Origin of the sequence: Polaribacter pectinis, from assembly GCF_014352875.1 — a bacterium.
Classification (GTDB): domain Bacteria; phylum Bacteroidota; class Bacteroidia; order Flavobacteriales; family Flavobacteriaceae; genus Polaribacter; species Polaribacter pectinis.
The window spans coordinates 2,496,414-2,516,495 of record NZ_CP060695.1 but is presented as its reverse complement, the minus strand read 5'-3'; the positions used below and the strand labels follow the sequence as shown (position 1 = coordinate 2,516,495).

Below are 20,082 nucleotides of genomic sequence, written 5' to 3'. Positions count from 1 at the left end.
ATATATAATTATTTTTTTGAATAAGAACTTAACTAAAGTAGTTCTTTTTATTATGCTCTTACAGGAATGTTCTGAATTAAATCGATATATAAATTTACTTGCTTTTTTAAGTTCTTACGTTCATAAATAGCATCTAAAAAACCATGTTCTAAAACAAATTCAGATTTTTGAAAACCTTCTGGTAATTCTTTACCTGTAGTATCTTTTACAACTCTAGGCCCTGCAAAGGCAATTAAAGCGTTTGGTTCTGCTATATTAATATCACCTAACATTGCATAAGAAGCAGTTGTACCACCAGTTGTAGGGTCTGTACATAAAGAAATATAAGGAATTTTAACTTCTGCTAATTGTGCTAATTTTGCAGATGTTTTTACTAATTGCATTAAAGATAGAGATGCTTCCATCATTCTTGCTCCACCAGATTTAGAAATCATTAAAAATGGTATCTTCTTTTCTATTGAATAATTTATTGCTCGAGCAATTTTTTCTCCAACAACAGAACCCATAGAACCACCAATAAAAGCGAAATCCATAGCAGCAATTACTAAATCTTTACCTAAAGATTTACCTACTGCAGTTCTTACAGCATCATTTAACTTTGTTTTTTCTTGAGCTGCCTTTAATCTGTCTGGGTATTTTTTTGTGTCTTCAAATTTTAAAGGGTCTTTAGAAGTTAAAGTTGCATTTAATTCGGTGAATTTATTATCATCAAAAAATAACTCGAAATACTCTTTACTACCTATTCTTACGTGATAACCATCTTCTGGACTAACATATAAGTTCTTTTTTAGTTCTTCAGTATCTATTATTTTTCCGCTAGGAGTTTTATACCAAAGACCTTTTGGAGTGTCTTTTTTATCTTCTGTTGCAGTCTGTATTCCTTTATCTGTACGTTTAAACCAAGCTGTCATAAATCAATATATTTTATAAAAGTTGTTACTTTTTTAAATGTAATCTTAATTACAAATGTAAAAGATTTTTGCGAACTATAAATTTTCTTTGAAATTAATCTTTTAAAATAATTTTATAAAAACAAAAAAGCATTTTGAAATCTATCAAAATGCTTTTTTAAAAATTTCTTGTAGCTTTTATAAAGTGTCTACATTATTTAAGTCTTGGAAAGCTTGCTTTAAACGTGTAATGAAAGTAGCTTCTCCTTCACGTAACCATTTTCTTGGGTCATACGTTTTTTTGTTTGGTTGGTCTGCTCCATCAGGATTACCAATTTGGGTTGCTAAATAATCAGCCTTACCTTGCATGTAATCTCTAATCCCTTCTGTAAAAGCAAATTGTAAATCAGTGTCAATATTCATTTTTATAACACCATAACCAATTGCTTCTCTAATTTCTTCTACTGTAGAACCAGAACCTCCATGAAATACAAAATCGATATGATTGTGTCCAACTCCATATTTTTCAGAAATAAATTCTTGAGAATTTTTTAAGATTTTTGGAGTTAATTTTACGTTACCTGGCTTATAAACACCATGTACATTACCAAAAGCTGCTGCAATTGTAAACTGTGGAGAAACTTTTAGTAACTCTTCGTAAGCATATGCTACTTCTTCTGGTTGTGTGTATAATTTAGATGCATCTACATCAGAATTATCTACACCATCTTCTTCACCACCAGTTATTCCTAATTCAATTTCTAAAGTCATATCCATTTTACTCATACGAGCTAAATATTCTTTACAAATTGCTATGTTTTCTTCTAAAGGCTCTTCAGATAAATCTATCATGTGTGAGCTATATAAAGATTTACCAGTTTCAGCAAAATGTTTTTCTGAAGCGTCTAATAAACCGTCTATCCAAGGTAATAATTTTTTTGCAGCGTGATCTGTATGTAAAATTACAGGAACTCCGTAAGCTACAGCTAATTCATGAATATGTTTTGCACCAGCTATTGCACCAGCAATTGCTGCTTTTTCACCTTCATTAGATAAACCTTTACCTGCATTAAATTGAGCACCACCATTTGAAAACTGAATAATTACAGGAGCATTTAAATCTCTTGCAGTTTCTAAAACACCGTTAATTGTGTTAGAACCAACAACGTTTACAGCTGGTAAAGCAAATCCTTTTTCTTTTGCTAATTTAAAAATTTCTTGAACTTCTTTTCCTGTTGCAACACCAGGTTTTATATTATGACTCATAATTATTGTTTTAAATAAATTGATACTATTACTTGTCAAAAGTACTAAAAATTAGCCTCTTTTATTGTTGTTGAAGTTATAAAATAACGAAAACGTTATAGGGTAAGAAGTGAATTTTTTTAGAAAGGATAGTTAATACCTATATTGTAAACGGCATTTGCAAAGTTGTAATTTTTAAACCATTTGCTATTATTTAGGTATGGTTCATAAGTTTTAAAACCAACGTCTACTCGAAGAATAAGAAAACTAAAGTCTAATCTTGCACCAAAACCAGAACCAACTGCAATGTCTTTTAATGAAGAAAGGCCTTTAAATTTTGCATCTTCGTCTACAAAAGAAGAACCTGTAATGTCCCAGATATTTCCTGCATCTACAAATAATGCTCCTTTTAATTTACTAACTACGTTAAATCTATATTCTGCACTTGTTAGAAATTTAAAACTACCTACATTATATTCTAAACCTGTATTTTTACTTCCAGGGCCTAACCCGTACGTTTGCCAAGCTCTAATATCATTAGAGCCACCAGCAAAGTAACTTTTTGTAAAAGGAATGTCTGAATTATCATAGGTTAAAATTGCACCTAAAAATGTTCTAAAACCGAATACTGAATTTTCTCCTACACCCCAAAATTGTTTATACTCTAAATCGGTTTTAAAGTATTGAGCTAAAGGTATTTTAGCAAATGTTTTTTTACCTTTATTGTTATAGTCTTTAGAAAAAAGGCCTAAAACATTTCCAGAGTTTGCAATTCTAGCCTTGAAAAATTTGAAGTTGTTATCTTTAAAACTATTTTGACTATTATAAGTGTAAGAATAAGCTAAAACAGGAATTAAAAAATCTGAAGTAACAATATTATATCTATTTAAAATATTAAGTGTAGTATTGTATTCTTCTGGATTAGAGGTTTTAAAACTATTGTCATTAGATACAGTACTCATAAAACTTACAGCTTCAGCTGGTAAATTAAGTTCTCTATTTGGGTCATTATAATATGTTTGGGCTACACTATTTAGATTGTTGTATTCCGAACTATAAATATTAAAAAATCGATCAATATTTAGGTTTTGAATGTACTGTGTATTAAATATCTCTAGCTGTATTGTTTTCTTACGATTGTACTGCCATCTATAATCTGATAAAAAAGTAAACGTTTGTCTATCTAAACCAATGTTTTTTTGAAAACTAGAACCAATAGAAAATAATGTTCTTGGAGACATTTCTTTAGGAACCAATTTTGCCAAACCAAAAGGAGCTACAAACCTTGGTATTTCTAAAGAAGCATCTACACCAATTTCCCAACCAGGACCATTATTAGATGTAAAATAAGAACCTAAAAAAGATAGTTTTAATAATTCTGCACCTCTAAAAGCATTTCTATTTGTAATAGAAAATTTGGCTGAAGTTCCAATTTCTCTAATATTAGAATGTGTTAATTCAGTCTCAAAACCTAGTGTATATTTTTCTAAAGGAGATAAAAAAACATCCATTTTTAGTTCATCTCCAGAACCACCAATAGGAGTAAAGATAATGTTACTAGATTTAAAGTTCTTAAGTGATTTTAAATGACTTCTAGTTAAGTTTCTTAAAGTGTCTTTATAGATTTCATCTGGTTTTAAAAAAATAGATTGCGCTAAATATTTAGGGTTGTATTTAATTTTACCATGTGCTAAAAAGTTAATCCCTTTGTAAGAAATAGAATCTGTATGTACTTCGTCTTTTTTAGTGTAGGAATAATCTGTAATTACATTTACTTCTCTTATTTTATGAACCTTAAATGGTTTTTTTATATAAGTTCCGTTTTCAGAAATTAATCGATCTTTAGAAATCAAGAAATCTACATTGGTTTTATAATCTGTTCTTGTAGAATCTACGTAGAAGCCCAAAGCAGATTCTGTAAAATGATAAATTCCGTTATTTCTATAAAGTTTTAAAACACTGCTAGCTTCGTCTCTAAAGGTCTTATCATTATACTGGTCTCCCGTTTTTAGTAAAGAACTAATGCCAGAATTTTTATAAATAGAATCTAAAACAGGCGAATCTATTTTTAGTTTTATAGTATCTAAAATTGTTGGTTTACCTTTATCTATGTAATAATCTACTGTTGCTTTTTTATCATCATATCTATTAATTTTTGATACAACTTTAGATTTAAAAAAACCTTGAGTTTTGTAATATGCCCATAAATTATTTTCTGTATTCTCTACTTTTTTTTCATTTACAATTACAGGTCCGTCATATTTTAAAAACCAATTATTTAAATTGATAAAAGATTTTGCATAAGCAATACTTTGTTTTTCAGAAAAAACGTTTTTAATAAAATTATAAGAACGTGGGTTTTTTTCACCCCATTCTGTAGGTGTTTTAGGTTTGTTATGATTACCAATATTATGAAAATACAACGCAATAGGTAGATCTAATAAACGTGGGTTGGGTTTCTGTAAGACATATTTTTGTAGTTCTGTACTTTTATCTCTAACACTGTCTACAAAAATATAATTTTGTGTAAGCATGTGTTCATCTTCAGCAACATGTTTTGTAGAATTACATGAAACCAAAATGAAAACTAATAAAAAGTAAAAAGAAAGTTTTTTCATTACTTTAGCAGTGCTATCAAAATCAAAAATAGTATTTTTCGGCGGTTTATTTCAATATACAATCAATTAATGAGCATATCAAAAAATCAACTAAAATTAATAACAAGTTTATCACAAAAAAAGTATAGACAAAAGCATAATTTATTTATTGCTGAAGGTGTAAAAGTGGTAAATGAATTATTAAATTCTGCATTTAAAGTTGAAACACTTTTTTGTACAGACGATTTTTCTTGTAATATTTCTGCTGAAAAAATAGTTCAGGTTTCAGAAATAGATTTAAAGAAAATAAGCAGCTTAAAAACACCAAATAAAGTTTTGGGTTTGTTTAAAATTCCTGATGAAAAAGAGCTTCAAAATAAAGGTTTAATTCTTGCTTTGGATGATATTAATGATCCTGGAAATTTAGGTACTATCATTCGTTTATGTGATTGGTTTGGGGTTTCTGAACTTATTTGTTCTACAAAAACAGTAGATTGTTACAACCAAAAAGTTGTGCAAGCAAGTATGGGTTCTTTAACAAGAATTCCTATTCATTATATAGATTTAGAAGCTTATTTGTCAAAGACCAATTTACCAACTTTTATAGCTGATATGGATGGTGAAAATGTTTATAAATCTAGTTTACCAAAAGAAGGAATTCTTATTATGGGTAATGAAGCAAATGGTATTTCTGATGAAATAAAAAAGTTGATTTCTAATAAAATTTCAATACCACGTTTTGGAGAAACCCAAGAAACCGAAAGTTTGAATGTGGCAACTGCAACAGCAATTTTATTAAGTGAGTTTAAGAGAGCTTTTTAGTTTTTACTCAAAAGCAAAAGTTAAAAATATACCACGAGTTCCCATATAATTTACAGGAGCAGTCCATTTACTATTAGGATCATCATCATATTTTATCTCGTTGTTCATGGCAAAAACACCACGAATTGATGGCGAGAATTTAAAATAATACAAGTAAATATCAATTCCAATACCAACTTCATACATAAAGTTATGGGTTTGCATTCTAAATTGTCCTGCAGAATTATCATCTTGGTTGGCTTCGTTACTAGAAAAATTATAATCGTAAGAAATTCCACCTAAAACATACGGACGAACATTTTTATATCTATCTGTACTAAATTTAAAAACCAAAGGAAGATGTAAGTAAGTAGAACCAATTTCTCTAATACTGTCTTTTGGTGTAGAACTGCCTTTTAAATGATTGAATAAGATTCTTTTAGAGTTACTAACCAAACCTGGTTCTAAACGTAAGTTTAAATTTTTATGTAAACGTAAATCTGCAATTAAACCAACGTTAAAACCAGAAGTTGGTTCTACGCTAATATCTGCATTTGGAACGCTACTTTCTCTTAAATTTAATTTGAAGTCATTCTTGTTTAAACCCAAATAAAAACCATAATGCAATCTCTTTTTATCGAAACTTGGTAAATATTCTACTCTTTCGCTTTGCGCAAAAAAGGCTATAGAAGATAATAGGAAAAACCCAAAAATTAAGAATCTTTTACTCATAATTATTTGCTTGCCGTATAAATTGTTGCAACTCCAAAAGTTACAGGATCATGTTTTGTATTTGTAAACCCATTTTTTTGCAAAATATTGTTGAAGGCTTCACCAAAAGGAAAAGAATTTGCAGATTCAGATAAATAAGAATAGGCAACTTTGTCTTTAGAAAATAGTTTTCCAACAACGGGTAAAAATAAATTTGTGTATAATTTATAACCTTGTTTAAAAGGAAATTTGGTTGGGTTAGAAGTTTCTAAAATAACCAAAACACCAGAAGGTTTTAAAACTCTTGCTATTTCTTTAATTCCTTTGGCTAGGTTTGCAAAATTTCTTACTCCGAATGAAACTGTAATTGCATCAAATGTATTGTCTTCGAAAGGCATGTCTTCAGAATCTCCAACCATCATTTCTATCTTTTCTGATAAATTTGCTTTGTCAATTTTTTGTTTTCCAACTTCTAACATTCCTGCAGAAATATCTAAACCTACAATTCTATCAGGATTTAATGCAGCCATCATTAATGCTAAATCTCCAGTTCCTGTAGCGATATCTAAAATTTGTTTTGGGTTGTTTTTACCAACAATTTCAACCACTTTTTTACGCCACTTTACATCAATACCTAAAGAAATTACACGGTTTAAACCATCGTAATTTTCAGAAATATTGTCGAACATTTGTGTAACCTGTTCTTTTTTTCCTAGTTTAGAATCTTTGTAAGGATTTATTTTTTCTGCTGACATTTTTTATCCGTTAATTGCTACTACTTCATTAATTTGATTTGGTAACATTTCTTTTAATAAGCTTTCTATTCCGTTTTTTAAAGTTGCGGTAGAAGATGGGCAACCACTACAAGCTCCTTGTAAAACTACGCTTACAACTTTGTGTTCTGCGTCATAAGAACGGAAAGCAATATTTCCTCCATCACCAGCTACAGCAGGTTTTATGTATTCATCTAAAATATCTGCAATTTGTGCAGAAACTCCTTCTAGTTCTACTTCAGGAATTGCTTCTTTTGCGCCTTCTGCAACAGTTTCTTGTTTAGGTAATTCTTTAATAATTGTTTTTCCATCCGCTAAATATTCGCGAATAAACGTTCTTAATTCACCATAAACTTCATTCCAATCTACCATATCATATTTGGTAACAGAAATATAGTTATCAGAAATAAATACTTCTTTTACAAAAGGAAAGTTGAAAATTGCTTGTGCTAAAGGAGATGATGCATTTGCCTCATCTATGTTTTTAAACTCGACATCTGTTTGCGTTAATGCTTTGTTTGTGCCAAATTTCATTACTGCAGGGTTTGGTGTAACTTCTGCATACACTTCTATAGCTTCTTTTTTCGTTGATGTTTTTTGCTCGTTTACTGCAGGATTTCCATCATTTAAAAAAGTTTCTATTTGCTCTCTAACTTCTTCTTGTACATCTAACCATTCTAAAATATCATAACGTTGTATTGCTATAAAATTAGCCGTTATAAATACTTTTTTTACAAAAGGTAAGTAGAATAATTGTTGTGCTAAAGGAGAGTTTTTAGCTTCGTCTATATTATTGAATTCGTAACTACCACCATTAATTAAAATTTGATTACTGTTAAATTTTAATATAGTATTGTTAGTAGTTTCTTGAATTTTAATTTCAGTATTTTTCATATTCTAAAAATGAGTTGCAAAATTAAGGGAAAAAAGATAAATAGAATTGTTTTACAGGTATAAAAAAAGCCTATTAAATTCATTTAACAGGCTTTGTAAATTTATTTTGATGAATTTTACAGATTCAGGGTTACTGTAGCTGTAAATGTTCTATTGTCAAACGTTAAGTTTGTAGGAGTTACTGTGTTAAATTGCGGATAAAAATTATACAATCCTGTTCTGTTATTATCGCTATATGAAAAATCTAATTTAAAACTACCAAAGTTATAACCAGCTCCTAAAGAATAGCCTTCTAAATTATCTGAATCTAAAGCTAACTTATCTGGACTTTGCTCAAATTTATATCCACCACGAATACTAAATCTGTCTAAACGCCATTCTGTACCAACATTAATATTGTGCGTATTTCTTAATTCATTTTGAAAAAATTGATTTTCAGTTGAAAAATTATTTCCAGACAATTTAATGTTTTTGTAGTTTTTATTGGTATAATCTAAACTTATTAAACCATTTTTTCCAAAAATAAAAGCAGCACTACCTGTTAATTTACTTGGTGTTTTTAAACGATAAAGTAGTTCTTGTGTAGGGAAATTACCTCCAAATGTATTGTCGTAAACCCTATTGTCATTACTAACGGCTATTTCTGTGTCTCCAAAAAAGCCATCATTATTTGTAATGTTAGTTGTTTCATAAACTTCTGAAAACCAAGTTGGTGTTTGGTAAGAAAGACCGAATCTAAAGTTTGGATGAGCTTTATAGATAAAACCTGCGTTTGCAGAGAAACCTGTACCAGTTGTTATATTTTCTTGATAAAAATTAGCATCTAAATCATTTCCATTTCCATCATTATTAAATTCAGTTAAATTAGAACGTTGACTGAAATTTAGATCATAAAAATTTAATCCTAAACCAACATATAATTTATTTTGATGTACTGAAGAAAACGCAAAATTTAACTCGCTAATTTCACCACCAAAGTTGTTTACAAATCTTTGTTCATCTGCAATATTATAATTTATTGTAGGATTGTTGTTGTCTAAAGGAAATTCTGTAAAAGTAGCAACACCACTATTTCCTTGTGCTAAAAAACTATCTGTAAAATCTTTTGTTATTCTATAATTGAATCCGACTGCAAATTTACTCCATTCAGAATTATAAGCACTGTCAAAAACCAATACTGCACCAGCGTGAGAAAGATTAAAATATTGTTCTTGCGTGGTTAGAGAATTTCCATAATAGTTAGAAATAATATCAGAATTTCTAGAATTAAATGTCCCAGAAAAAGAGCTGTTATTAAAAACGGCAATTCCTGCAGGGTTAATATTTATGGCAGAAATATCTCCACCTAATGCTCCAAAAGCACCACTCATAGAAGTAAAACGAGCAGATCCAATTTCGTCATTTCCAGAGAAAAGGATTCCTAAATCTTGGTATCCTAAAGATTGAGAATAGGATGTAAAAGTTACTGCGAACAATGTCGCTATTATGAATAATTTTTTCATTTTTAATACTGTTTAATATCTTAAAATCTAATGTTTTTAATTTCCTCTTCTAGATGAAGAAGAACTTCTAGAACTACTTCTACTTGTAGACGCAGAACTTCTTCTAGAACTACTATTAGAGGAAGCTCTTGTTGAAGTGTTGTTTCTTCTATAATTTGCGCTCGAAGTAGAACGTCTTGTACTAGGTGTTACTGACCTAGTTGTACTTCTTGTAGAAGTTGTTGCTCTTCTATTTGTAGTAGGTTTATAATTTCTAGTGGTTGTAGTTCTTCTTGTAGTACTAGAGTTTCCTGTACTAGAATTATTGTAATTTCTATTAATACTTGCACTGTTATTTCTTCTACTTCCAGTACTTCTTCTTGTAGATGACCCGCTACTTCTTCTCGTTGGTGTAATACTTCTTCGTGTAGTAGTAGAGTTACGCCTTGTTGTAGAACTTCTTCTTGTTGGAGATGTTGTTGTAGAATTCCTTCTTGATGTTGTTGTAGATGGTCTTCTAGTGGTTGTGCTACTTCTTCTAGTAGTTGTACTGTTATTTCTAGAGCTTATTGTATTTCTCCTGTAAGTAGAGTTTGAAGCTGTTCTTCTTCCGTATCTTGTATTTCTATTATATCTAGGATACTGATAGTAATATCTTGGATGATATGCTATATAATAAGGAACAAAATTATTTCTCAAATTAAAATTATGGTATGGATGCCAATATGGATTACGGTTCCAGTAATTAAATCCTCTGTAACCCCAATATCTGTAGTTCCATGAGTTATAGTACCCATAACCGTAAAAATCGTTCCAATAAGGGTTGTTGTTTCCTAAATTTATATTTACAACAACATCATTATTATCACTATAACCCCAAGGTTCACTTGCATTATAATTTAAAGTATCATCAATAGTTTCATCATCTACATAAACGTTTTCATCAGAATTATAATTATCAACATCTGTAAAAACATCATTGTCGTTAATTCTTTCTAAACTTTCTAATTTTTTAAGAAAATAATTATCCTCATAATTTTCATACTCTTCTTCATCTGCAACAACAACTCTTCTTTCTTGTCTTGTAGATGTTTCGTCATCATAAATACCATCATCATTATAGACGCTTTGGTAAGTTCCGCAAGAAACTAACAATAGATTAGTCAGAAATAGTAAAGTAAGTTGATTAAGATTTATAGAACGTAGTTTCATAATGATATATATTTTGATGAATGCTTATTTATTGATGAATTTTTGCTTAAAAAACACTAAATTATAGTAATTTTGCACTGTTTTTGTAAAATAGATACAATTCTTTAACAAAAATTTCACTTTAAAGGTAACAATATTTGTGCCAAACTTTTGATTATGAGCAAACATTTAACAAAACGAGCAGACGATTATTCTAAATGGTATAATGAATTGGTTGTAAAAGCCGATTTAGCAGAAAATTCTGCAGTAAGAGGTTGTATGGTTATTAAACCATACGGATTTGCAATTTGGGAAAAAATGCAAGCAGAATTAGATAGAATGTTTAAAGAAACAGGACATGAGAATGCTTATTTTCCGCTTTTTGTGCCTAAAAGTTTGTTTGAAGCAGAAGAAAAAAATGCAGAAGGTTTTGCTAAAGAATGTGCTGTGGTTACACATTATCGTTTACAAAACGATCCTGATAACCCAGGGAAATTAAGAGTAGATCCAGAGGCAAAATTAGAAGAAGAATTAGTTGTAAGACCAACTTCTGAAGCAATTATTTGGAATACTTATAAGGGTTGGATTGAATCGTATAGAGATTTACCTTTATTAATAAATCAGTGGGCAAATGTAGTTCGTTGGGAAATGAGAACGCGTTTATTTTTAAGAACAGCAGAATTTTTATGGCAAGAAGGTCATACTGCACATGCTACAAAAGCAGAAGCAATTGCAGAATCTAGGCAAATGCAAGATGTGTATGCAGAGTTTGCAGAAAATTTTATGGCAATGCCTGTTGTAAAAGGATATAAATCGGATAGCGAACGTTTTGCAGGTGCAGAAGATACATTTACGATTGAAGCTTTAATGCAAGATGGAAAAGCTTTACAAGCTGGAACAAGTCATTTTTTAGGGCAAAATTTCGCCAAAGCTTTTGATGTAAAATTTACTTCCAAAGAAGGAAAGCAAGAATATGTTTGGGCAACTTCTTGGGGAGTTTCTACGAGATTAATAGGTGGTTTAATTATGACACATTCAGACGATAGTGGATTGGTTTTGCCTCCAAAATTAGCACCAATTCAAGTGGTAATTGTTCCTATTTATAAAGGAGAAGAACAATTGGCTGCAATTTCAGAAAAAGTTGCAATATTTGTAAAAGAACTTCGTGCTAAAGGCATTTCTGTTAAGTTTGATGATAGAGATACATATAGACCAGGAGCAAAGTTTGCTGAATACGAATTAAAAGGAGTTCCTGTAAGAATTGCTTTTGGAGGAAGAGATTTAGAAAATAATACAGTAGAAGTTGCTAGAAGAGATACTTTTGAGAAAGAAACTGTTTCGCAAGATGAGGTTGTAGATTTTGTTGCTAACTTATTAGAAAAGATTCAAGAGAATTTATTTAAAAAAGCAATAGACTACAGAACTGAAAATATTACTGAAGTAGATGACTTTAAAGAATTTAAAAAAGTAATTAAAAAGAAAGGCGGTTTTGTTTCTGCTCATTGGGATGGAACAGAAGAAACAGAAGACAAAATAAAAGAATATACAAAAGCAACTATTAGGTGTATACCAAATGATGCAAAAGAAGAAGTTGGAGTATGTGTTTTTTCAGGAAAACCGTCTTCTAGAAGGGTGCTTTTTGCTAAAGCGTATTAATTTTCAAAAAAAAAGTAATTTTTTTTAAAAAATTATTGCAGAATTTAAAAAACATTGTATATTTGCACCCGCAATTGAGATATATTTTAGTTGTAATGGTCCGTTCGTCTAGGGGTTAGGACGCATGGTTTTCATCCATGTAACACGGGTTCGATTCCCGTACGGACTACAAAAGTTTTAATAAAAAAACGAATAAATTAAGAATTATGGCAAATCATAAGTCAGCATTAAAAAGAATCAGAAGTAACGAAGCTAAAAGGTTACGTAACAAATATCAGCATAAGACTACTCGTAATGCTGTAAGAGATTTACGTTCTGTAGAAGATAAGAAAGAAGCTGAAGGAACTTTAAGTAAAGTTATTTCTATGTTAGATAAGTTAGCTAAAAATAACATTATCCACAAAAACAAAGCTGCAAACTTAAAATCTAAATTAACAAAGCACGTTGCTGCATTGTAAGATTTTATTTTTCTAAAATATTTAAAAGCTCTGAATTTATTTCAGAGCTTTTTTTTTGGTTTATATTTTTGGTTAAATGTATATAGAAATAAGCGTAAGAGTTAAGATTGATAATAACGTTAAAATATCTTGTTTTAAACAAGGTATTTATCTTTTAAGTACTCTTGTTGTTTTTTACAGAAAAGTTTTGGTTAATGAAGTGTTTTGAGTTTATCAACTCAAAACTATTTTACCAGTCGTAATTTTTATGGGCATCTAATCTAACAAATATAAAGAGTAGAATTGTAAATCCCCAAAGAGAGGAACCTCCATAACTAAAAAATGGTAGTGGAATACCAACAGTTGGCAATAAGCCAATAACCATTCCTACATTAACAATTACATGAAAAAAGAGAATAGAGGCTAAACCATAACCGTAAATTCGTCCGAATTTATTTGTGTGTGTTTCTGCTAAATAAATAATTCTATACAGCATTAGCATAAATAAAATAATAACAAAACTACTTCCAACAAATCCCCATTCTTCACCAACAGTACTAAAAATATAATCTGTATGTTGCTCTGGCACAAAATCTCCTTGTGTAATATCTCCTTCTAAAAAACCTTTTCCGAACCAACCTCCAGAACTAATGGTTAATTCAGATTGATAGGAATTATAACCAATATTTTTATTGTCAACTTTTAACCCTAATAAAACTTCGAAACGATCTCTGTGGTGTTGTTTAAAAACATTGTTGTAAGTATATCCGGTTCCAAAAATAAAAGCACCTACAATAAGGTAAACGCCTAAAATTTTATACCAATTAAAACGTAAAAAATGTGTTCCTCCTTTATAAACTGCATATCCAACTAAAATTGAAATAAGAATAAACAGAGATAAAAACATCCAATTAGCACCAAAAAAGATGGTTAAGATAAATAGTATTATAAATGTTGAACCTAAAAGAATATAGTTTAGAGTTAGACCTTCTCTATAAAGAACAAAAAAGAAGGAAAGATAAATTAAGGCAGAGCCAGCATCTGGTTGTAATGTTATTAATACAGCTGGCAGAAAAATTATAAAGAAAGCTTTAATTTGATTTTTAATTAAGTTTAAATTATACTGCCTGTCACTTAAAAGTTTTGCTACTGCTAATGCAGTAAAAGCTTTTACAAATTCTGATGGTTGCAAACCTAAAACACCAAAATTAAACCAAGATTTCGCTCCATTTATTTCTTTTCCAAAAGGGAATAAAAGTAAGAGAGAAAATATGGATACCATATATAAAATACTTGCATACCGTTCGTAAAACTTGGAATTAAAAAAAAGAATAATAATAATTAAAGGGATTGTTAAACAGATAAAATTTAACTGTTTTCCGTATTTAGTAGAAAATGAAATCATATCTACATCTTCTGCTGTTTTAGAAGCTGCATAAATGTTTAACCAACCAAAACTGACTAAAATTATATATATAAATACTAAAATCCAGTCTATTCCTGCAAAAATATTATTTCGTTCCTGACGCAATTTCTTTAGGTTTTTGAATGAGTTTATCGTAAATATCTTGCAAACTTAAGTTTAACATATTTTGTTCTCTATATTTATTTGCTTTAGATATTTTACCATTTAAATATTTTTCTATTAATAAACTAGTTATTGGTGCAGCAATGGTAGACCCATAACCACCATTTTCAACAAAAATAGCTAATGCAATTTTTGGGTTTTCTTTAGGAGCAAAAGCAACTAAAATAGAATGATCTGGAAGCTGAATTTTTTGTCCATCTATTCTTGCAAAGTTTTCTGCAGTACCTGTTTTTCCACAAATTTCTATACCTTTAACTTGGCTCCATTTTCCTGTTCCAGTTTTAAAAACTTCATGCATAGCTTCAATTACTGGTGAGAAATGCTTTTCATCAATTGTAGTTTTCTTACGAACAGTATATTTTGGGTTCTCAATCGATTTTTTATCAACTTCTTTTAAAATATGAGGTGTGTAGAAATAACCTTTGTTAGCAATTGCAGCAGTAAAATTTGCAAGCTGAATAGGCGTTGTTAAAACTTCTCCTTGGCCAATTGCATTTGAAATAATGGTAGAACCATTCCAAGTATATTTATACTGGTCATCATAATATTTTCCTGTAGGAATTAACCCAGGACTACCTGCAGGTAAATCGTAACCAAGATAATCTCCTAAACCAAAACTAGCAACGTGTTTGTGCCAATTATCTACACCATCTGATGGATTATTATTTTGTTCAACAATTCTTTTATAAGTATTAGAAAAATAGCTGTTACAAGATTTAGAAATTGCCGTTTTAAGTTTTATTGGTCTTCCAAAAATTCCACAATGACATCCCATAAATTCACTGGCTCTGTTTCCGTATTTATAGCCATTGTAACACTTAAAAGTTGTATGTTCATTTATAACATTTTCTTGTAAACCAATTAAGGCATTCATCATTTTAAAAGGAGAACCTGGCGCATAAGTAGCTAATAAACCTCTGTCATAAGCTGGTTTATTGATTGAATCTTTAAAAAGAATTACAGAATTTTTAGAACGCTTTCTACCTACTAACATATTAGGGTCATAGGAAGGAGCAGTAACCAAAGCTAAAATTTCGCCAGAAGAAGGCTCAATAGCAACAATACCACCTCTTTTTCCTTTCATTAATTTTTGGGCATATTCTTGTAAAGCAATATCTAAAGTTAGGGTTAAGTCTTGTCCGTTTTCTGGTAATGTATCTTTTTCGCCATCTCTGTAGGATCCAGTAACTTTATTAAAGCGATTTCTATGCAAATATTTTTTTCCTTTTCTTCCTCTTAAATATTCTTCATATTCTACTTCTACACCATCTTTTCCTATTAGTTCTCCAGCTTCATAATAGTTGCTTTTTCTTGCTAGATTATCATTTACTTCGCCAATATATCCTAAAACATTTGCGGCCGCATTTATAGGGTATTCTCTAATAATTCTTTTTTGAATAAAAAATCCTTTGTATTTGTGAAGCTTTTCTTGTAGATAAGCAAAGTCATCTTTAGCCAATTGTTTTAAAAATACAGAAGGTAAATATGAAGCATAATTTTTTGCCTTATTGTAACGCTTTAAAAAATCTTCTTTGTCTATTTTTAATAAAGCACAAAACTCTAAAGTATCTAATGGCTTTACTTGATTTGGCTGAATCATTACATCATAAGAAAGTTGATTAGCTACTAAAAGTTCACCATTTCTATCGTAAATATAACCACGTTCTGGATAATCATATTCAACTTTTACAGCTGCATTATGAATAGGGTCGTAGTTTGCACTTTTAATTACTTGAAGCTGAAAAAGTCTTCCAATAAAAATAATACCAACTACTGTTATAAGAAAATAAAGTAAAAAACTTCTTTGCATTATTTGTTTTTAGTAAAAATATATGTTCCTAAAAAGAATAATATCAACGTAAAAATACTTGAAAAAAGTGTATTTAAAAGTACGTCAGATATATTTTGAAAACTAAAATTAGCAAAAGAAAATAAGATGAGGTGATGAATAACTGTTAAAGTTACAACATAGTTAAAAACTTTTCCAAAAGCTTCTGATTGTAGATTGAAAAAAGGATAATCTGCAGGTAGTTTTCTAAAATATATTCTAACAAAAATAAGTCTGATGTAAGCTATTGTTAGAATTGAAAAAGCATGGATTCCACCAGAATCTGAAAAGAAATCAATAAAAAGACCCAATAAAAAACTAATTAATAAAAAGCGAAAGCGACTTTCTTTTAAGGGATAAAAAAAAACAAATGCGATATATAAATACGGATTAACGTATCCTAAAAAGTTAATATTATTCAATATAAAAACTTGAAGAAATAGTAAGAAGAAAAAAAGCAAACCAAATTGTAGTGTCTTATTCATCTTCTATAATTTCTAATGATTTTATTTCCTTTTTGTGTAAATTTTTAATTACATAAACAGCGCCTAAATTACTCATGTCATTAAAAAGTTTTACATTTATTTTATTGTCTACTGTTTTTCCTTGATTTACTTCTAAAACAGTTCCAATTAAAACTCCTTCAGGAAAAATTGTCGATTTACCATCAGTTTCTATAGTATCTCCTATTTTTAAATTTGCTTGTCTTGGGATATCTTTTAATTGTACAATGTTGTAGTTTTTACCATCCCACTCTAAAGAACCAAAATAATTACCATTTTTTAAACGCGCATTAATTTTACTGTTCTTATTTAATATAGATTGCACTCTTGTGTAATTATTAGACGTGTTGTCTGTAATACCAATAATTCCTTTGCTATTAATAACGGCCATTTCTTTAGAGATACCGTGGTTTATTCCTTTGTTAATTGTTAGAAAATTAAATGCTTTTCTGTAATCATTTTTAATGATTTTTGCATTTGTATAGGTGTATTTTTGTTGGTATTTTAAAGAATCTATAACTGTAGAGTCAATGCTAAAAGAGATTGCTTCTTTCTGTTCTAATAAGTTTTTAAGACGCGTATTTTCTTCTGCTAAAATTTCATTTTCTGTTTTAAGGTTTAGGTATTCAGAAAAATTAGAAATTTTAGAATAAAATCCTCCAGTAACAGCATTTGCAGAATTTACATACTTACTTTTATGAAAATTAAGATTGTTAAATGTTAATGCAATAGCAATAAATTGCAACAATAAAAAAAACAGAAAATATTTAAACTTCTGAAAAAAGTAAATAAGTTGTTGCATTGGTTTATAGAGAACTTATAACGTTATTTCATTAAAACGTTTTTGTATTTGTTTAGTTCTTTTAAAGCAATTCCTGTACCACGCACAACAGCACGTAAAGGATCTTCTGCAACGTAAACAGGTAAATCTGTTTTTCTAGATAAACGTTTGTCTAAACCACGTAACATAGAGCCACCTCCAGCTAAATAAATTCCAGTGTTATATATATCTGCAGCTAATTCTGGTGGAGTTTTAGATAAAGTTTCCATTACAGCATCTTCTATTCTTAAAATAGATTTGTCTAACGCTTTTGCAATTTCTCTAAAAGAAACTTGTACTTGTTTTGGTTTCCCACTTAACAAATCTCTACCTTGTACTAGCATTTCATCTGGCGGAGTTTCTAAATCTTCAGTTGCTGCACCAATTGTAATTTTTATTTTTTCTGCAGTAGTTTCTCCAACATGTAAATTATGCTGTGTACGCATGTAATACATAATATCGTTGGTAAATAAATCTCCTGCAACTTTTACAGATTGGTCACAAACAATACCACCCAAAGCAATTACTGCAATTTCTGTTGTACCACCACCAATATCAATAATCATGTTTCCTTTTGGCTCCATAATATCTATTCCAACACCAATTGCAGCTGCCATTGGTTCGTAAATTAGATAGATTTCTTTGGCATTCATGTGTTTTGCAGAATCACGAACTGCTCGTTTCTCTACTTCAGTAATTCCAGAAGGAATACAAATAACCATTCTTAAAGCTGGTGGAAATAACTTCTTTTTAATGGAAGGAATTTGCTTTACAAATTCTTTAATCATTTCTTCCGAAGCTTGAAAATCTGCAATTACACCGTCTTTTAACGGACGAATTGTTTTAATATTTTCATGGGTTTTTCCTTGCATTAAATTGGCTTCTTTACCAATTGCAATAATTTTTCCGGTAATTCTATTTCTTGCAACAATAGAAGGACTGTCAATAACCACTTTTCCATTGTGGATTATCAACGTGTTTGCGGTCCCTAAATCAATCGCAATATCTTCCGTCATAAAATCAAAAAAACCCATAAAATATCTTTGTTGTATTATTTTTAATATAGTATTACAAACTTACTAAATTTCTGATTGCAAAACACATATAAAATATTAATGTTTAAAATGTCTTGTTCCAGTCATAACCATAGATAAACCATTTTCGTTACAGTAATCTATACTTAATTGATCTTTAATAGATCCTCCTGGTTGAATAACACTTTTTATACCAGCTTTATCTGCAATTTCCACACAATCTGGAAACGGGAAAAAAGCATCACTTGCCATTACACAACCTTTTAAATCAAATTTAAAAGAAGTTGCTTTTTCAATTGCTTGGTTTAAAGCATCAACTCTACTTGTTTGACCAGTTCCTCCAGCTAATAATTGTTTGTTTTTTACTAAAATAATTGTGTTAGATTTTGTGTTCTTACACAATTTAGATGCAAACAATAAATCTTCTAACTCGCTTTCTGTTGGTTTATTGTTGGTTGCATAAGTTAAATGCTCTAAAGTATCAGTAATATTATCTTTATCTTGAACTAAATTACCATTTAAACAAGTTCTAATTGTTGTTTGTGGTAATGCAACTTCTTTCTGAATTAAGATAATTCTATTCTTTTTTCCTTTTAAGATTGATAAAGCTTCGTCTGAATAACTTGGTGCAATTACTACTTCACAAAATAACGTATGAATTTTCTCTGCAGTTGCGGCATCAATTTCTGTATTTGCAATTAAGATTCCTCCAAAAGCAGAAACAGGATCTCCAGCCAAAGCATCTGAATAAGCCTGGCTAATAGATTCTCTTTGTGCAAAACCGCAAGCATTGTTATGCTTTAAAATAGCAAAAGTTGGTGCTTCACCTTTAAATTCTGCCATTAAATTTACAGCAGCATCTACATCTAATAGATTATTGTAACTTAATTCTTTACCATGAAGTTTGTCGAAAATCTCTTCTAAATCTCCAAAGAAATATCCTTTTTGATGAGGATTTTCTCCATATCTTAAAACTTGTGCTTTTGTTTCACTAATTTTTAATGCAGGCTCTTCATTATTATTAAAATAATTAAAAATTGCAGTATCGTAATGTGAAGAAATATTGAATGATTTTGCAGCAAATTTCTTTCTTTGTTCAATTGTAGTCGCTCCTTTATTTTCTGATAAAATTTCTAAAAAATCATCATATTGATCCATTGAAGAAACTGTAAAAGTATCTTTAAAGTTTTTTGCAGAAGCTCTAATTAAAGAAATTCCACCAATATCAATCTTTTCTACAATATCTTGTTCAGGTGCGCCAGATGCAACTGTTTTTTCAAACGGATACAAGTCTACAATTACCAAATCTATTTGCGGAATATTATATTCTGCTAATTCGGCAATATCACTTTCGTTATCTTGTCTGTTTAAAATTCCTCCAAAAACTTTAGGGTGTAACGTTTTAACTCTTCCTCCTAAAATAGAAGGATAAGAGGTTACTTCATCAACAGGAACTACGTTTATACCTAGTTCTTTAATGAATTTTTCTGTTCCACCAGTAGAGTAAATAGTTACATCTAGTTCGTTTAATTTTTGTACAATTGGTGCTAAACCATCTTTGTGAAATACCGAAATTAATGCGGATTTAATTGTTTTTGAAGTGCTCATTAGTTGTTATGTTGTTAAGCACGCA

17 protein-coding genes and 1 tRNA gene are annotated in these 20,082 nt (G+C 29.7%); 4 read left to right on the top strand and 14 right to left on the bottom strand.

What is annotated here, in order from left to right; translation table 11 throughout:
• Positions 1-50: 50 nt before the first annotated feature.
• The 3 genes from accD to tamL form a co-directional block, all read right to left on the bottom strand.
• Complete coding sequence (accD, locus tag H9W90_RS11190) at positions 51-911, bottom strand: acetyl-CoA carboxylase, carboxyltransferase subunit beta (protein WP_187481682.1); 861 nt, start codon at positions 909-911, stop codon at positions 51-53.
• Between the two features lie 177 nt (positions 912-1,088).
• Positions 1,089-2,156: a class II fructose-bisphosphate aldolase gene (gene fbaA / locus H9W90_RS11185; protein ID WP_187481681.1), complete on the bottom strand. Its 1,068-nt coding sequence runs from the start codon at positions 2,154-2,156 to the stop codon at positions 1,089-1,091.
• 119 nt (positions 2,157-2,275) lie between these two features.
• Positions 2,276-4,753 (bottom strand): translocation and assembly module lipoprotein TamL, encoded by a 2,478-nt coding sequence (gene tamL / locus H9W90_RS11180; protein ID WP_187481680.1) that lies wholly within the window; start codon positions 4,751-4,753, stop codon positions 2,276-2,278.
• A 69-nt stretch (positions 4,754-4,822) separates the two neighbouring features.
• On the opposite strand from tamL, the gene H9W90_RS11175 reads away from it, so the two are divergent.
• On the top strand, positions 4,823-5,554 hold the full coding sequence (locus tag H9W90_RS11175) for a TrmH family RNA methyltransferase (RefSeq protein ID WP_187481679.1): 732 nt from the start codon (positions 4,823-4,825) through the stop codon (positions 5,552-5,554).
• A gap of 3 nt (positions 5,555-5,557) precedes the next feature.
• Here H9W90_RS11175 and porT read toward each other — a convergent pair whose 3' ends face one another.
• The 5 genes from porT to H9W90_RS11150 all read right to left on the bottom strand — a co-directional run bounded on the left by porT (position 5,558) and on the right by H9W90_RS11150 (position 10,604).
• Positions 5,558-6,265, bottom strand: a complete 708-nt coding sequence (porT, locus tag H9W90_RS11170; protein WP_187481678.1) for a type IX secretion/gliding motility protein PorT/SprT — start codon at positions 6,263-6,265, stop codon at positions 5,558-5,560.
• A 2-nt stretch (positions 6,266-6,267) separates the two neighbouring features.
• Positions 6,268-6,999: a bifunctional demethylmenaquinone methyltransferase/2-methoxy-6-polyprenyl-1,4-benzoquinol methylase UbiE gene (gene ubiE, locus H9W90_RS11165; RefSeq protein WP_187481677.1), complete on the bottom strand. Its 732-nt coding sequence runs from the start codon at positions 6,997-6,999 to the stop codon at positions 6,268-6,270.
• Positions 7,000-7,002: 3 nt separating this feature from the next.
• Positions 7,003-7,911, bottom strand: coding sequence for a NifU family protein (locus tag H9W90_RS11160; RefSeq protein WP_187481676.1), 909 nt, complete (start codon positions 7,909-7,911; stop codon positions 7,003-7,005).
• 116 nt (positions 7,912-8,027) lie between these two features.
• Positions 8,028-9,413: an OmpP1/FadL family transporter gene (locus H9W90_RS11155; RefSeq protein ID WP_187481675.1), complete on the bottom strand. Its 1,386-nt coding sequence runs from the start codon at positions 9,411-9,413 to the stop codon at positions 8,028-8,030.
• A 36-nt stretch (positions 9,414-9,449) separates the two neighbouring features.
• A complete protein-coding gene (locus H9W90_RS11150; protein ID WP_187481674.1) occupies positions 9,450-10,604 on the bottom strand; it encodes a hypothetical protein in 1,155 nt (384 codons plus the stop codon).
• Positions 10,605-10,760: 156 nt separating this feature from the next.
• On the opposite strand from H9W90_RS11150, the gene proS reads away from it, so the two are divergent.
• The 3 genes from proS (at position 10,761) to rpsT (ending at position 12,697) form a co-directional block, all read left to right on the top strand.
• Complete coding sequence (gene proS / locus H9W90_RS11145) at positions 10,761-12,239, top strand: proline--tRNA ligase (RefSeq protein WP_187481673.1); 1,479 nt, start codon at positions 10,761-10,763, stop codon at positions 12,237-12,239.
• A gap of 97 nt (positions 12,240-12,336) precedes the next feature.
• Positions 12,337-12,408: transfer RNA gene (locus H9W90_RS11140), tRNA-Glu, on the top strand.
• A 37-nt stretch (positions 12,409-12,445) separates the two neighbouring features.
• Entirely contained in the window at positions 12,446-12,697 is a 252-nt protein-coding gene (gene rpsT / locus H9W90_RS11135; RefSeq protein ID WP_187481672.1) for a 30S ribosomal protein S20, read from the top strand.
• Between the two features lie 229 nt (positions 12,698-12,926).
• Here rpsT and rodA read toward each other — a convergent pair whose 3' ends face one another.
• From rodA to purH, 6 genes are all read right to left on the bottom strand, one after another.
• Complete coding sequence (gene rodA, locus H9W90_RS11130) at positions 12,927-14,207, bottom strand: rod shape-determining protein RodA (protein ID WP_187481671.1); 1,281 nt, start codon at positions 14,205-14,207, stop codon at positions 12,927-12,929.
• Positions 14,188-16,074, bottom strand: coding sequence for a penicillin-binding protein 2 (gene mrdA, locus H9W90_RS11125; protein WP_187481670.1), 1,887 nt, complete (start codon positions 16,072-16,074; stop codon positions 14,188-14,190). Before mrdA ends, rodA begins: the two co-directional genes overlap by 20 nt.
• On the bottom strand, positions 16,074-16,577 hold the full coding sequence (gene mreD / locus H9W90_RS11120; protein ID WP_187481669.1) for a rod shape-determining protein MreD: 504 nt from the start codon (positions 16,575-16,577) through the stop codon (positions 16,074-16,076). The genes mrdA and mreD overlap by 1 nt, the downstream gene beginning before the upstream one ends.
• Positions 16,570-17,397, bottom strand: coding sequence for a rod shape-determining protein MreC (mreC, locus tag H9W90_RS11115; RefSeq protein ID WP_187481668.1), 828 nt, complete (start codon positions 17,395-17,397; stop codon positions 16,570-16,572). The genes mreD and mreC overlap by 8 nt, the downstream gene beginning before the upstream one ends.
• Positions 17,398-17,420: 23 nt before the next feature.
• Positions 17,421-18,449 carry a rod shape-determining protein gene (locus H9W90_RS11110; protein ID WP_187481667.1) on the bottom strand — a complete coding sequence of 343 codons (1,029 nt, stop codon included), beginning with the start codon at positions 18,447-18,449 and terminating at the stop codon, positions 17,421-17,423.
• Positions 18,450-18,527: 78 nt separating this feature from the next.
• On the bottom strand, positions 18,528-20,057 hold the full coding sequence (gene purH, locus H9W90_RS11105) for a bifunctional phosphoribosylaminoimidazolecarboxamide formyltransferase/IMP cyclohydrolase (RefSeq protein WP_187481666.1): 1,530 nt from the start codon (positions 20,055-20,057) through the stop codon (positions 18,528-18,530).
• Positions 20,058-20,082 lie beyond the last annotated feature (25 nt).

Coding starts and splice junctions, on each gene's coding strand:
- mreD (WP_187481669.1), bottom strand. CDS start 16,577: ATGAATAAGACACTACAATTTGGTTTGCTTTTTTTCTTCTTACTATTT.
- purH (WP_187481666.1), bottom strand. CDS start 20,057: ATGAGCACTTCAAAAACAATTAAATCCGCATTAATTTCGGTATTTCAC.
- H9W90_RS11155 (WP_187481675.1), bottom strand. CDS start 9,413: ATGAAAAAATTATTCATAATAGCGACATTGTTCGCAGTAACTTTTACA.
- accD (WP_187481682.1), bottom strand. CDS start 911: ATGACAGCTTGGTTTAAACGTACAGATAAAGGAATACAGACTGCAACA.
- proS (WP_187481673.1), top strand. CDS start 10,761: ATGAGCAAACATTTAACAAAACGAGCAGACGATTATTCTAAATGGTAT.
- H9W90_RS11110 (WP_187481667.1), bottom strand. CDS start 18,449: ATGGGTTTTTTTGATTTTATGACGGAAGATATTGCGATTGATTTAGGG.
- H9W90_RS11160 (WP_187481676.1), bottom strand. CDS start 7,911: ATGAAAAATACTGAAATTAAAATTCAAGAAACTACTAACAATACTATA.
- rpsT (WP_187481672.1), top strand. CDS start 12,446: ATGGCAAATCATAAGTCAGCATTAAAAAGAATCAGAAGTAACGAAGCT.
- mreC (WP_187481668.1), bottom strand. CDS start 17,397: ATGCAACAACTTATTTACTTTTTTCAGAAGTTTAAATATTTTCTGTTT.
- H9W90_RS11175 (WP_187481679.1), top strand. CDS start 4,823: ATGAGCATATCAAAAAATCAACTAAAATTAATAACAAGTTTATCACAA.
- porT (WP_187481678.1), bottom strand. CDS start 6,265: ATGAGTAAAAGATTCTTAATTTTTGGGTTTTTCCTATTATCTTCTATA.
- fbaA (WP_187481681.1), bottom strand. CDS start 2,156: ATGAGTCATAATATAAAACCTGGTGTTGCAACAGGAAAAGAAGTTCAA.
- H9W90_RS11150 (WP_187481674.1), bottom strand. CDS start 10,604: ATGAAACTACGTTCTATAAATCTTAATCAACTTACTTTACTATTTCTG.
- tamL (WP_187481680.1), bottom strand. CDS start 4,753: ATGAAAAAACTTTCTTTTTACTTTTTATTAGTTTTCATTTTGGTTTCA.
- mrdA (WP_187481670.1), bottom strand. CDS start 16,074: ATGCAAAGAAGTTTTTTACTTTATTTTCTTATAACAGTAGTTGGTATT.
- ubiE (WP_187481677.1), bottom strand. CDS start 6,999: ATGTCAGCAGAAAAAATAAATCCTTACAAAGATTCTAAACTAGGAAAA.